General features: G+C 70.1%; 12 protein-coding genes and 3 pseudogenes. 11 read left to right on the top strand and 4 right to left on the bottom strand.

Annotated elements, in window-relative coordinates:
- Positions 1-136: 136 nt before the first annotated feature.
- The 7 genes and pseudogenes from ACFWP5_RS12180 to ACFWP5_RS12210 all read left to right on the top strand — a co-directional run.
- Positions 137-504, top strand: a pseudogene (locus ACFWP5_RS12180) (glycosyltransferase family 2 protein); the annotation flags it as partial.
- Between the two features lie 1,285 nt (positions 505-1,789).
- Entirely contained in the window at positions 1,790-2,905 is a 1,116-nt protein-coding gene (locus tag ACFWP5_RS12185; protein WP_384154134.1) for an aromatic acid exporter family protein, read from the top strand.
- Positions 2,906-3,009: 104 nt separating this feature from the next.
- Positions 3,010-3,210: a hypothetical protein gene (locus ACFWP5_RS12190; protein WP_384154136.1), complete on the top strand. Its 201-nt coding sequence runs from the start codon at positions 3,010-3,012 to the stop codon at positions 3,208-3,210.
- 357 nt (positions 3,211-3,567) lie between these two features.
- Complete coding sequence (locus tag ACFWP5_RS12195; RefSeq protein WP_384154138.1) at positions 3,568-3,978, top strand: hypothetical protein; 411 nt, start codon at positions 3,568-3,570, stop codon at positions 3,976-3,978.
- Between the two features lie 86 nt (positions 3,979-4,064).
- Positions 4,065-4,793, top strand: a complete 729-nt coding sequence (locus tag ACFWP5_RS12200; protein ID WP_384154140.1) for a DUF6766 family protein — start codon at positions 4,065-4,067, stop codon at positions 4,791-4,793.
- A 124-nt stretch (positions 4,794-4,917) separates the two neighbouring features.
- Positions 4,918-5,550, top strand: coding sequence for a hypothetical protein (locus tag ACFWP5_RS12205; RefSeq protein ID WP_384154142.1), 633 nt, complete (start codon positions 4,918-4,920; stop codon positions 5,548-5,550).
- Positions 5,551-5,576: 26 nt separating this feature from the next.
- Positions 5,577-5,805 (top strand): annotated as a pseudogene (locus ACFWP5_RS12210) (ATP-dependent helicase); the annotation flags it as partial.
- Positions 5,806-5,968: 163 nt separating this feature from the next.
- Here the strand turns inward: ACFWP5_RS12210 and ACFWP5_RS12215 are convergent.
- The 3 genes from ACFWP5_RS12215 to ACFWP5_RS12225 form a co-directional block, all read right to left on the bottom strand.
- Complete coding sequence (locus ACFWP5_RS12215) at positions 5,969-6,586, bottom strand: class F sortase (protein WP_384154144.1); 618 nt, start codon at positions 6,584-6,586, stop codon at positions 5,969-5,971.
- 55 nt (positions 6,587-6,641) lie between these two features.
- Positions 6,642-7,286: a hypothetical protein gene (locus ACFWP5_RS12220; RefSeq protein WP_384154146.1), complete on the bottom strand. Its 645-nt coding sequence runs from the start codon at positions 7,284-7,286 to the stop codon at positions 6,642-6,644.
- 481 nt (positions 7,287-7,767) lie between these two features.
- A complete protein-coding gene (locus tag ACFWP5_RS12225; RefSeq protein ID WP_384154160.1) occupies positions 7,768-8,952 on the bottom strand; it encodes a glutamate--cysteine ligase in 1,185 nt (394 codons plus the stop codon).
- Positions 8,953-9,282: 330 nt separating this feature from the next.
- Here ACFWP5_RS12225 and ACFWP5_RS12230 point away from each other — a divergent pair.
- From ACFWP5_RS12230 to ACFWP5_RS12240, 3 genes and pseudogenes are all read left to right on the top strand, one after another.
- A pseudogene (locus ACFWP5_RS12230) lies at positions 9,283-9,890 on the top strand (ATP-binding protein).
- Positions 9,891-9,893: 3 nt separating this feature from the next.
- A complete protein-coding gene (locus tag ACFWP5_RS12235) occupies positions 9,894-10,214 on the top strand; it encodes a DUF6221 family protein (protein ID WP_384154148.1) in 321 nt (106 codons plus the stop codon).
- 429 nt (positions 10,215-10,643) lie between these two features.
- Positions 10,644-10,940: a hypothetical protein gene (locus tag ACFWP5_RS12240; protein WP_384154149.1), complete on the top strand. Its 297-nt coding sequence runs from the start codon at positions 10,644-10,646 to the stop codon at positions 10,938-10,940.
- Between the two features lie 180 nt (positions 10,941-11,120).
- On the opposite strand, the gene ACFWP5_RS12245 is transcribed toward ACFWP5_RS12240, so the two are convergent.
- Positions 11,121-12,041, bottom strand: a complete 921-nt coding sequence (locus ACFWP5_RS12245) for a Rieske 2Fe-2S domain-containing protein (protein WP_384154151.1) — start codon at positions 12,039-12,041, stop codon at positions 11,121-11,123.
- A gap of 98 nt (positions 12,042-12,139) precedes the next feature.
- On the opposite strand from ACFWP5_RS12245, the gene ACFWP5_RS12250 reads away from it, so the two are divergent.
- The gene (locus tag ACFWP5_RS12250; protein ID WP_384154153.1) at positions 12,140-13,045 is read left to right on the top strand and encodes an alpha/beta fold hydrolase; all 906 of its coding nucleotides are present in this window, start codon (positions 12,140-12,142) and stop codon (positions 13,043-13,045) included.
- Positions 13,046-13,241 lie beyond the last annotated feature (196 nt).

Raw genomic sequence — 13,241 nt, forward strand, 5'->3', positions numbered from 1 at the left:
CCGCGTGAATCCCTAGCCCAGTACCAGCTCGCAGGCCGTCCTGACCGTGTCGTTACTCATGCCGGCCTAACCAGCCGTTCGCCGACCAATCACAGCCGACGTCCTGTCATGTCGGCCTCAGGAACAGGCACTTACCGCGGGCGGCTTCCACCCCCGGCTGTGGCTGGGCGGCGAGGAGGAGCTACTCGCCGCCGACCTGGCGGCGAACGGCTGGTGGCTGACGTACGCGGACACCTGACGGCCCATCACCAACCGTCCACCGTGCGGGATCCGGTGCGGCGCCGGGCGCACGGCATCCGCAACACCCTGTGGTTCACCTGGCTGCGCCGCCCTGCCGCACCCGCACTGCGCCGCACCGTGAACCTGGCGCGCAGGGTCCCGCGCGACATCGTGTTCCTACGGGCCTTCACGGAGGCAGCGACCGCCCTGCCATGAGTGCTGCCCGAGCGGCGGGTGCTGCCGGCGGAGGTCGAGGCGCGACTGCGGATTCTGGAGGAAACCTAACGGCGTTCGCCCGCTCGCCGTTACGTGAGCTGAGGCCGTCGGGCCGAAGCCCCTGCCGTCCCCGGGCAGGCGTCCGCGTGGGCCCTCGCCGCTTCGCGTCCCTCGTCCGACAGGGCCAGGTCCACCAACGTCCCAGGACAGTCGGCTCGATGTCGTCCGGGGTGAGGACCGCCGGCCAGCGCAGGACGTGCACTTGGGCACGTACCTTCGCACCGCCGCCGACGGGGTCGCCGGCGATGACCGGTGTGCCTCGACGAAGGGCGAGAACCAGTCCGTGCAGCCGTGTCGTGACGACGAGTCGAGCCCTCCGACCAGCGCGACGAACTGCTCGGGCGTGGCGCACAGCCGCCAGTCGTCCACCGCGAGCCGGGTGTCCGCCTCGACGAGCGTGCAGTCCATGGAATGCAGCCAGTGGCGGAGCGCGTCGTTGACCGGCGTCTGCATCCGGCGCGTGCCGTACTCACCTTGTCCGGCGGCGAGCACAACCCCGACCACGGGCGGTTCAGGGCCGAGCGGAGCGGTTGCCGCGAGGTCGGCGACGGGCCGGCCGGCGTGCCGTCGCGCGGTATCACCACGTCGAAGCCCGTGACGCCCGGATCACCGGCGCCGATCACCGAGACACCGGCCGCGAGGCGTCGGCAGGAGGCGAAGCGGTGGTGCAGCCCGATGACCTGGAGGCCGTGGAGGGACCCGCAGACGAACAGCAGGGCGTCGTAGTCGTCCGGTCTGGCCGCCTCCAGGGAGAGGGCGCCGGGGCGGAAGCCCGGACTCCACGCGGTGTCGTGATGGATGCCCTTCGCGGTGAGGGCCTCCGAGACGCGGCGTTGAGCCAGGACGTCGCCGGCGGTCGCCTCCCCGTCCAGGAAACTGAACCATCCGGTCAGCAGCAGGCACCGGGGGTTCGCGAGCAGCGGCTGCCAGCGCCCGGGACAGCGATGTCATGAGGTCGTTCATCCGAATCCCCGGTGTCGGCGACAGGTGGGAGTGATCTTCCGGCTCACCGCGTCCTCCGATGCCACAGGGCCGTGGGGGCGATGAAATTGCCCTGCTGGAACCCTCCATGGGTGCCCCTGCGATGCGGCACAAACCCGGCGCGGGGCCGACCCGACCGGCATCCCGCGACGCGCTGTCGGGCCGCGCCCGGACGCCGACCGACAGCACCGACCATGTCTGCCCTGCCAGTTGGCGGGGGACTCGATACGGGTTGTCGTCGTCGGACGGTCCGACGACGACAGGAAACAAGGAGGGAGACCGCACATTGTCACGTGAACCGGCTCGCGTACTCATGACGGACACCGCTGCGGCGGCACGTGCCGTGCGCCACGCGGTGACGGCGCCAGGCCCAGAGCGCGACACCGCCGTGCAGGCCCTCAAGGCGGCCGGCGCCGCGCTCTGCGCCTGGGCGCTGGCGGGTTGGTGGTGGCATGCGCCGCTGGCTCTGCTCGCACCGTGGACAGCCCTGGTCCTGGTCAACAGCACCGTCTACCGCTCGGTGCGCTCGGCGATCCAGCAGTTCGCCGGCGTCGCGCTCGGCACACTCGTCGCCGCGGCGGCGGCGGCGCTCACGCACAACGCGATGGCCGCGATGGCGATCGCCCTGCCGCTCACCGTGCTGATGGGCACCTATCCCCGGCTCGAGGACCAGGGGTGGTACGCGCCGACGGCCGCAGTGTTCGTGCTGGCATACGGTACGCCCGCACCCGTCGACATCCTCCACCGCCTCCTGGAGACCGTACTGGGAGCGGTGATCGGCCTCACGGTCAACGCACTGGTCCTGCCGCCCGACCACACCCGCGGGCTGATCCGGCTGCGGACGCGCATCCCGGACGAGTTCGCACGACTGCTCCGCGACGTGGCCGACGGGGTCGAGAAGGGCTACAGCGACAAGGAGGCCGAGGACTGGTACGGACGCGCGCTGCGGCTCCTGCCGGTCGTGGCCGATCTGCACGAGGCGCAGCGCCGCTCAGAGGAGAGCCGCCTCCTCAACCCGGGCCGGCGGCTGCGCCGTTCCCCGCCGTCCCCTCCGCCCAGTGACGACGCCTACCGCTGGGACAGGATCGCGGACCATCTGGTCGCCATGCTGCGTTCCCTCGCCGAGACCGCCTACGAGAACTCGCGGTTCGCCGCTCCCCCGTACTCCGCCCAACGTGAGTTGGCGACGCTCCTCCAGGCCGCAGCCCGTGCCTGCGAGGCGGACGCGCGCCACCTCACCGCCGGAGGTCAACGAGCCCCGCAGGCCGAATCCGCCCTCGAAGAAGCCGAAGCCGCGGCCGGCAGGCTCGCCGCAGGGCTCTCCGCTCCCCGCGAGGGAGCCGGCACGGCGTCGCTGGGCGAACTGGCGATCATCGCGACACGGCTGCTCGGAGAACTGGCCTCGGTCACCATCGGCCACAAGACGTGACCAGCGCCCGACCGCGCCGGACGGCTCGCCCGAGGAACCGCCGCTTCGACCGGGCCGTAACGGGAACCCGTACCGCATATTCAGCACCGGTGACAAGGAGCGTCATGCGCCACAAAGACGACCGTCCTCACGAGCGCAACCCTGAGCGCGACGCAAAGACGGCCGCGGAGCAGGTCGTTGACGAGTTCGAGGAGGCACAGACGAACCCGGAACACCGACGCCGAACAGAGCGACGGCGCGGCGAGGCCGGAGACGCCACCACGCCCAACCAGCAGGCGCAGGAGCAGGCCGCCCACGAGGACTGAGCCGGGCGCGCGGCGGTGGGGCGAGATCCGCCACGAACCGAAAACCCGCGCCGTGCATGACGACCGGGTCATCTCCCACCGGCTGCGAGGCGTGGAGACGGTCTCTCCGTTCGTCCACGCTGTGGCCCGTGACCCTGCGTTCCTCAACGCCGCCTCAGCGACGTTCGACCACCCGGCTTTCCCGGCCGTCACCACGACCACGAGAGACGGCCTCGCGCCGGACGACGCAGAGGACCGTGCAGCCGGTTCCACTTGCGTACAGGGCGGGGTGGTTGTCCCACGAGCGGGTAGCCGCATTCCACATGCTCGACCGGGCGCTCCCCGGCCCGATCCAGCCCCGGCCGCATGGGAGGCGCGATGTCAGGACGGTGGTTCGGGGTGGGCATCGCGGCGGCGGTGGCCCTCGCCACGGTCAGCGGGTGCGGCACGCTGGCCGAGCGGCGGGATGCCGTCACCTCGGAGGTCACCCGGTTCGAGCGGGCGCTGGACGCGCGACAGCCCGAACGACTGTGCGCCGCGCTCGCGCCCGCCACCAGAGAGGAACTGGAGCAGTCGGCCAAGCACCGGTGCGAGCAGGCGATCGGCGAGCAGGACCTGCCTGCGGCGGGCGCCGTGCGCGGCGTGGATGTGTACGGCGACCAGGCCCGGGTGGTGCTTGAGCACGACACGGTGTTCCTGGCGCGTTTCTCCGCCGTCTGGAAGGTGACGGCCGCCGGGTGCCTGCCCCGTCCGCAGCGGCCGTACCAATGCGAGATCAAGGGCGGGTGACAGGCCATGAGGGTGCTTTTTCTCGGAACGCTGCTGGTGATCGCCGTCGGCTTGGTCTACTTCACGACGTTGGGACTGATGCGCCGATGAGCCCCGCATCAGGCCCGGGCAAGGCCACCGCACCGGACCGGCATCGTGTTCGGCGCTTCCTGCGCTACAACAGCCTCGGTCTGTTCTTCCTGATCGCCTTCCTGCTCGCTCTGGCAGGCCAGGCCGTGGCGGGCCACGCGGACTTCAACAACCAGCTCGTCACCGACGGCATGGCACCCGTCAGCTTCGGCGCCTACCTGACGACCTCGGATTTCGCCGTCGACGTCACGGAGAACTGGCAGTCGGAGTACCTGCAGTTCTTCCTCTACATCTTCGGCACGGTCTGGCTGCTGCAACGCGGCTCACCGGAATCCAAGGAACTCGACAAGGCCGGCACCGAGTCGGACAAGGACCAGATGGTCGGCGAGCACGCCAAGGAGGGTTCCCCGCGCTGGGCCGCGGCCACGGACTGGCGCGGGCTCGTCTACTCGCGCTCCCTGGGGCTCGTCATGGGAGGCATCTTCCTGCTGTCCTGGCTGGCCCAGTCGATCACCGGCGTCGCCGCCTACAACGAACAGCAGCTGCGGCAGCTCCAAGCCCCCACCAGCTGGGCCGCGTACCTGTCCTCCGCGGACTTCTGGAGCCGCACACTGCAGAACTGGCAGTCCGAGCTGTTGGCCGTCGCCTCCATGGCCATTCTCTCCATCTACCTGAGGCAACGCGGCTCACCGGAATCCAAGCCCGTCGGCGCGAGCCACGGCTCCACCGGCATCGAGGGGGGATGAGGAGCAACTCCGGCCGGCAACCGCTAACCGGTGAACGCTCCGAAGCGGCGGCGGCATGCCGCACCCCGAGCGGTGAAAGGAGCTTGTGCGGTGCTTCGCAGCAGGTGTGTCCAAGGAGGCCGGGATGCGTCTTCGGCACAGCCGTCCCACTGACCCCGGGTACCGCCGCCTGCGCCACGGACGCGGCTTCCGTTACCTCGACGCCCACGGGGAGCAGCTGGCCCGGACCCGGGGGTTGGTCATACCGCCGGCCTGGCGGGACGTGTGGATCTGCACCCGGGCCAACGGCCACCTGCAGGCTGTCAGTACTGATGCCGCGGGACGCCGCCAGTACCTCTACCGCCCGCGGTTCCGGGCCGAGCAGGAGCAGGCCAAGCACGAGCACGTGCTCGATGTGGCCGAGGCCCTGCCGGAGATACGGGAGGCTGTCGAGGGACATCTGCGCGACCGCCGGCTGACCCGGCAGCGGGTCCTGGCCACGGCGGTACGCCTGCTCGACCTGGGCTTCTTCCGCATCGGCAGCGACCGCTACACCGAACTGAACGACAGCTACGGCCTCACCACGCTGCTGCGCGAGCACAGTCGCTGCCATGCCGGGGCGGTCGTGTTCACCTACACCGGCAAGCGCGGCAAGGAGATTGCCCAGGCCGTCGCTGGCCCCGCCGCCTGCCGCAGCCTCAACGCGCTGCGCTGCGGCGCCGAGGCGGCGATGACCGGCTTCTGGCCTACTGGGAGCGGTGCGCCTGGCACGAGGTGAGCGGCGGTGACGTCAACACGTGCCTCAAGGAACTGGCCGGCCTCGTGACGTCGTCGGGTTCCTCCATCTGCCGGACCGGCAGGGTACGACCGCTCCTCAGGCTGCGGCCGGCCACGGTGGTGGGCGGGATGTCGATCGGCAAGCAGGCCGACGCGTTGCGAGGCAGGGCCGAGGTCCGTCGTCGCGATCCCGGGCCGGCTCACAAATCTGATCGACCGCGGCGACTGCCGACTGAACCAGGTGGGTGTTCCTGTCGCTCGCGTTCGTCGGCCTCGGCCTCGGCCTGCGGGTCGCGCGCGAAAGCCAGATACGCACTTGGCGGAGATGAGCTGCGGACAGGCCGGGCGGCCGGTTACCTCGCCTTCGAGGTGACCGGCCGCTTCCGCAGCGCTTTTTCCGTACTCAGGCGGCTCGTTACTCAGGCGGCTCGTTTCTTGAGCGAGGCCAAGTGGGCGAAGACGACGACGTTGGCCGAGTAGCCGTGCTGCTTGTCGAAGCGTCCGCCGCATGTCATGAGCCGGAGTTCGGGTCGGCCGGTGGTCCCGTACACCTTGTCGTTCGGGAACTTGTCCTTCGCGTACCTTTCCACCTCGTCGACGCTGAAGATGGCGGTGATCCGATCCGCCCGAGTGACCTTCACCGCGTCGCCGCGGTGCAGGGCATTGAGGTTGAGGAAGATCGCCGGTCCTGTCTTGGTGTCGCGATGACCGACGATCAGGGAGGTTCCCGCCTCTCCGGGGGAGGGACCGTTCTGGAACCAGCCCACCTCTTTCGGCTTGCTCATGGGCGGAGCACCCAACTGGCCCTTCTTGTCGAGGCCAAGGCTGGTGACCGGGGCCTCGATGAAGATGGCGGGGATGGCGATCTTCACCGGCTGGGAGCGCACTTGCGGTGCGGGCGGCGCCTGTCGCGGCGGCGGGGCGCCGCCCGCGGCGTCACCGCCGCGGACGGCGGTGACCGATGATGGGCCGTCCGATGAGTCGGAAATCGCCCAGAAGACGCCCGTGACCAGCGAGAAAGTCACAGCCAACGTCATCGACAGACGGCACGCACGACTTGGTCCCCGTCGTCGTGGCCGTCGGCTGGGGACGTTACGCCTCGTCGCGGGCACGGCGGCGCGCGGCTCGGCGGGCCAGGACCAGCGCCGCGATTCCGACCCCGCCGGCCGTCAGCGCGGCGGTGGTCCCGACGTTCGAGTCGCTTCCGGAGCTGAGGTTCTCCATCTCCGGAACGCCACCGCCGCCCGCGGGCACCGCGCCGATGGGCTTGGAGTACCCGCCCGTGCCCGGGCCGATTTCCGCGCGGCCCGGGCTGTGGTGGGCCTGCCTGCGGCAGTCGACCGAGAACCTCTTCTGCTTCGGACCGGCCGGAGTGGTCCACACCAGCTGGTACGTACCCTCCGGAAGCAGGTACTTCGCGCTATGCGCCGACCCGTTGACCAGCGCCAGTGTGCTCTGCAGCGTGTCGCCGGGCGGAATGGTCGGGGGCTGCGCCGTGATCGTCCAGGCCACCGCCGGGAACGACTCGAAGTTGCTGGCGGCGAGGACGAACTCACAGACCTCGACCCCGTCGCCGCCGCGCGCGTGCCACCCGATCGAGCGGACGTCGATGTCGCCACTGTCGCCGGGAGCGGCATAGGCGGCGCCCGCTCCGGCGAGGGTGGCACCGGCGATGGCGGCGGCCACCACGGCGCCACCACGGGCGCTGCGCGAACGGAGGGACCAGGAGATGGACATGCGGGCTCCTTCGAACCAGAACGATTGTCGTACTAATCGTGCGAACACGTAATGAATGTCATAAAGATTCGAAAGATCCACTGAGACACCACGAAGACGGCCATAAATAGCTCAAACAGCCCACGCCATACAGCAGCTGAGTCCCCCTCACCTGAAGGATCCGGCCCTTGACGTGGCAGGAGGGAGCGGGATCACGAGGGTGCCCAACGGCCGGGAAGTCCGGCGGAGAAGGCTCGCGCTGTTGGTGGAAGAGGAGACGGTCGTTCAACCGCGCACCCCGCTCCGGATCACCAGGCAGATGCGCGCGCCGACGCCCGGCGAGGAGGACCGCAAGCGCAGTAGGGCCCAGGAGGCGGCGTCGGCCGTCACAGTCGATCTCTCCGCTCCAACCACACATGCGCGAGAGGGCGATGACGGGCCGAGTGCCGCCGAAGTGCGCACGCCGTACGGCAGGTGTCGGCCTCGCCGCCTTCACCGGAGGTCAGCCGCCGATGGCCTCCGGCGCGCCGAAGCCCGAGGAGGGACCGGGCAGTCCCGCGACAAAGGACGGGAGGTCCTTGCGACCGGCGGGCGTCGGCGTGCGGCGCTCGCGCTCGCCACGGGTCTCGGCGATCAGCATGTCCACACAGCCCGGCAGGCCCTCTTGCTGTGCCCTGCGACGCATGCGCTGGGCGGCGCTGCCGTCGGCCAAAGCCGCCTCGGTCAGGGCTTCGACGGTCTCCCAGTCCCCGTAGGCCTCAAGCGCGGGACGCACCCTGGCGAGTTGCTGTCGCACGACTTCCGCGGCGGGTACCTCCCTGTGGGTCTCCGGGTCGATCAGGGCGCCCTCCAGGCCGGACCGGGCAGCCCGCCAGGAGGCACCGCGCAGCCACTCGTGGCGGCCCGGGCACATCGGCGCACCGGCCTGGTGGAGTTCGCAGGCCTCCGTCACCAGAGCGCGGAACAGGGCTGCGATGAGCACGACGGTCTCCACGCGCGGGCAGGCGTCACAGATACGGAGTTCCAGTGTCTGCAGGTGTGCGGAGGGGCGTATGTCGTAATAGATCATCCCGGCGTCGGTGATGATCCCGGCCTGTATGAGGTCGCGCACCGCTGCGTCGTACTCGGCCGCGTCGGCGAAGCAGCCGACCGGTCCCGCGGTGGGCCACCGCTGCCACACCATCGTGCGCCAGCTGGCGTAGCCGGTGTCGGCCCCCCGCCAGAACGGCGAGCTGACGGACAGTGCCAGGAACACGGGCAGCCAGGGAGAGACCGCGCACATCACCCGCACCGCCGTGTCCCGATCGGGTATGTCGACGTGGACCTGGGCGCCGCAGATGAGCTGTTCGTCGGCGACCTGGCGGTACTCCTCGACCATGTGGCGATAGCGCGCGTCGGGAGTGGGGCGCCCGGGGGCCGCGGGCGCCAGGGGCGCCGCGCCGGCGGCCATCACCGCGAGGCCGAGCGAGGAGGCCGCCGCGTCGAGCCGCCGTCTGGTTTCGGCGAGGTCGGCGTACAGGTCGTTCAGGGTCATGTGCACCCCGCTGTTCGACTCCACGACGCATTGGTGCAGTTCCGGGCTGAAGTTCCGCCGGGGAAGCCGTCGTAGCACCGGGTCGGCGCGCGGCACGAGCCGTCCGCTCTCCACCCCCAGGATGTGGAACTCCTCCTCCACTCCGATACGCATGTTCACGGTCACTCCTTGAGGTGGTGCCGACTGCCCACCCGCCTCGGAGGGGTGGGCGGCCACGTCCGGCGGAGGCGGCGGCGTGCGATGTCCGTCGAGTTCCCGGAACGCGAGCGGATAGGCTCGGACACGCGCATGTGAAGCTGTCGCACCCCGAATGAACAGTTTTTCCGTTCCGTCGATGGACCGAGGAAGCCGCGACCACCGCCATCGACCAGGCGTGCCGGATGCTGCGGCTGCCTCCCATCCGGGGTCGGTTCCCCGACCTTGCCGAATCCGCGTCCCGCGAGCAGATGTCCTACCGGGGTTTCCTGGCCGAGTGCTGGCCGAGTGCGGCGCCGCTCCGAGCGGCGCATCAAGGCGGCCGGCTTCCCGCGGGAGAAGTCGCTGCGGGCCTTCGACCACGACGCGAACTCCACCATCGACGCGGCGACCATCAACACGCTCGCCACCTGCGAATGGGCCCGCAAGGGGCATCCGCTCTGCCTGATCGGGGTTCGGGCACGGGCAGGTCCCATCTGCTGATCTCGCTGGGCACGGAGGCCGCGATGAAGGGCTACCGGGTGACGTACGTGCTGGCGACCAGGCTGGGCAACGAGCTGGTCGAGGCCGCCGACGACAAAGTGCTGGCCAAGGCCATCGCCCGTTACGGACGCGTCGATCTTTTGTGCATCGACGAGCTCGGCTACATGGAACTGGACCGCCGCGCGCCGAACTCCTCTTCCAGGATTTGACGGAGCGAGCGTGAGGAAAAGAATTCTATGGCGATCGCTTCGAACGAGTCGTTCGACGGATGGCCGAAGACCTTCACCGATCCCCGTCTCTGCTCCGCGATCGTCGACCGCCCCACCTTCGGCGGCAACATCATCGAGACCGGCACCGACTCCTACCGCCTCGCCCAGACCAAGGCCCACGCCGAACGCGCCGACGCCGGCTGAACCGTGGGAGTCCTCACCGATCTCGCGTCCTTCCTCCACGACCGGTGGGACGAAGAAGAACACGACACCGCCCTCTTTCACGAACTGGACCGCCCCATCCAGGACGGAGACACCCGCCGCGTCTGCCGCTGTCCCTGCCCGGCCCGGCTGCTCGAACGCATTGCGACCGACCGCCACATCCTCAAGGACTGCCAGCAGCGCACCGAACGCGAACGGCAGGCGGCCGGCTGGCCCGTGGACTCGACCCTCGCGTTCCAGACCATGAAGGCGCTCGCGCTGCCCTTCGAACTGCATCCCGACTGGCGGGACAACTGGTATCCCTGACCGGCAACCGCCAGATCCGAACAGCCGAGCGACTTCAAATCTCGGTTCTGGCACAGATCTCACCGACATTTACGGGCTCTCAGGCCGCCGACCGCCATCCGAAGTCACCAACAAACGCCTCCTGCTGACACCTACACAGCCAGACGCGGCAGGGCTCATTGTCGCCCCAGCCTCTCCGGACAGCTGAAATCCGTCCAGCTCTCCCTGTACACGTCGTACTGGCCGTTGGCCTGGCCACCGCCGAGGCCCACGCTCCTGACCGTGCACGAGCAGCCGTGCCGCCTCGTCCTGCCGGTCCGCCCGGCCGACGAACCGGATGCCCCGGCCCCTTCGAGACGTTCGAGGGCACGGCCCCCCTCGTGACGACCCGGATGACTCCGCCCGAACAGCGCTGGGAGGTCAGCCGCGAGCTGATCGACTCCGGCACGGTTGAACATCGTCAATGACCGCGGCACGGTCCACTTCGACGCGATGGACCTGGACGTCGGCTGCCGCGCTGAGGAGCGGTACACCTCGGTCGCCGACGACTTCACCTCACCGGCCGACGAGGTGACCTGGACGATGGGCTTCCGGCGCAGGAACTGGGACGTACAGGTCCGTACGAGCACGACGTTGACCTGCGACGCCGAGGAGTTCCACGTCAACGCCACACTGAACGCCTACGAGGGCGGCCGACGCGTCGCCTCCCGGACGTGGAGCGAATCGATCCCGAGGGACGCGCTGTAGACCGTGCGGACGCGCGGTGAGGGTGGGCCGGCGTGCGGTTGAGCGGACGGCACTGGGCGCCGAGGGTGGGCTGCGAACGCCAACTCGGCCCCACGGGATGCCACTTCGGAAAGGGCTCGGCCGCCTACCGCGACTCCCCCGATACCCGTCACTCCCCCGCTCCTCTCGGCCTTCTCCTACTCAGCCCGCGCCCGGCAGCCGGACGGCGAGCATGCCGTCCGGTTCGATCCGGGTTTCGAAGGACGGCTGCGGCGCGGTCGCGGGACCGCTCACCACTGCGCCGTCGGACAGCCGGAACACACTCCCGTGCCAGGGGCACGTCACACAGCCGTCATCGAGGGCGCCGTCGGACAGCGGCCCCGACAGATGGCTGCACCGGTCGGCCAGTACGTCGACGCCGCCGTCCTCGTGGCGAACCACCAGCAGAGGCACCTCGCCGAGCATGCGCCGCTCGGGCCCACCGGCCTTCAGGTCGCTCACCGGACCGAGCCGGTGCCAGCCCGGCTCCACCAAGTGGGCAACAGGCTCCGCCTTGTTGGCTCCCGCACCCTGCCGGTATGCCAGGTGGCCGCCGACGAACCCGCCGACGCCCGCGAAGGCCAGGCCGCCGAGTCCCAGCGCCCGGCCTGCCACCGGGTGACGTCCGCGCACGGCGAAGGACGCGCCGAACAGCGAGACGGCGCCGACGTTGGCGGCGGCATGGACGAGGCCGGTGCGCATCTGCTGCTCATGCTGCTCCGCCCAGTCCGTCCAGCCGGCCAGCGCGGCGGGAAGCGCCGCCAGCGTGCCCACGCCGACGAGGACACGGGCGGGCCGCCGCGCACCGGGCACGAAGTCCAGCACGGCGGACGACAGCCAGGCGCCCATCGGCACCTGCACCAGGACCGGATGGAGCGGATGGCCGAGTTGGCGGCCGTGGAGCACATCGCGCAGCGGACCGAGAGGGAGGGCCCGCACGGCTTTCTGCGCGGGCGTCACCGCACGGTCGAGAGCCTCGGCGTTCTCCACCCGCTTCAGCGCGCCGAGGCAGGAACGCAACAGGCGGGGTACGTGAGCGGCCGCTCGAGCGGCCGCTGTCGGAAAGCTCGGGGCAGTTGTCATGGCTGCCGATTTTCCCGCTCCTCGTGCGGCAAACCCGAACATCTGGGGTACGCGAGCCATCGGCCGACTCTGTGTCCATTCGGGTGGGAGGTAGAGCCTTGTTCGAGGGCTTCGAGGTCAGGCGGGTCGAGGTCGAAGACGCGTCGATCTTTGTCCGCCACGGCGGCGAGGGTCCACCGGTGGTCCTGCTGCACGGTCATCCCCGGACTTCCGCGACCTGGCATCGGGCGGCACCGCTGCTGGTACGGCGCGGCTTCACCGTGGTCTGTCCCGACCTGCGGGGATACGGCCGCTCGCGCGGGCCTGTACCCACGGCGCACCACGACGGGTATTCCAAACGGGCCGTCGCCGCCGATGTCGTCGCGGTGATGCGTCTCCTCGGCCACAGCCGCTTCGCCCTCGCCGGGCACGACCGCGGAAGCAGCGTCGCCCTGCGGCTCGTGCTCGATCACCCGGACGCCGTGTCGAAGGTGGCCCTGATCGACGGCCTGCCCCTCACCGAGCACCTGTCCCGGATCACGCCCGAATTCGCCACGCGATGGTGGCACTGGTTCTTCTTCGCCCAGCCGGACATCCCCGAGAGGGTCATCAATGCCGACCCGGACAGCTGGTACAGCGGCGACCCGCGGAGCATGGGCAAGGAGAACTACGACGAGTGGCGAGAGGCCACGAGAAACCCCGATGTCGTACGAGCGATGCTCGAGGACTACCGGGCCGGTCTCACCGTCGACAGGCAGCACGAGGAGGAGGACCGGGCGGCCGGGGCACGCATCCGGTGTCCGGCACTGATCCTGTGGTCGCTCCGGGACGACCTCGAGGACCTGTACGGCGACCCGCTGAGGATCTGGCGCGCTTGGGCGCCGGACCTGCGCGGTCACGGCATCGACTCGGGACACCACATGGCGGAGCAGGCTCCGGAAGCACTCGCCTGCTCCCCCGCGGACTTCTTCGCCGACGAGGACGCGGACGAGCACCACGACGGGCACGGTGGCGTAGCCGATTGACATGGTGGGCGGCGCATCGGGCGGCAGAGCAGCAGGGCGTACGGGAGAGTGCCGACCGCGCCGTGCGGGGTACCCGGCCTCGAATCAAGGTCTGGCCGAGTGAGGGAGAGCACCGTGAGCGTTCACCGTCCGGGGAGTCACGGGGACGGCGAAGGGCGGGAGACCAAGCCCGTGCCGAAGGACATGCCCGACCAGC

Source organism: Streptomyces sp. NPDC058469 (assembly GCF_042721125.1).
GTDB lineage: Bacteria > Actinomycetota > Actinomycetes > Streptomycetales > Streptomycetaceae > Streptomyces.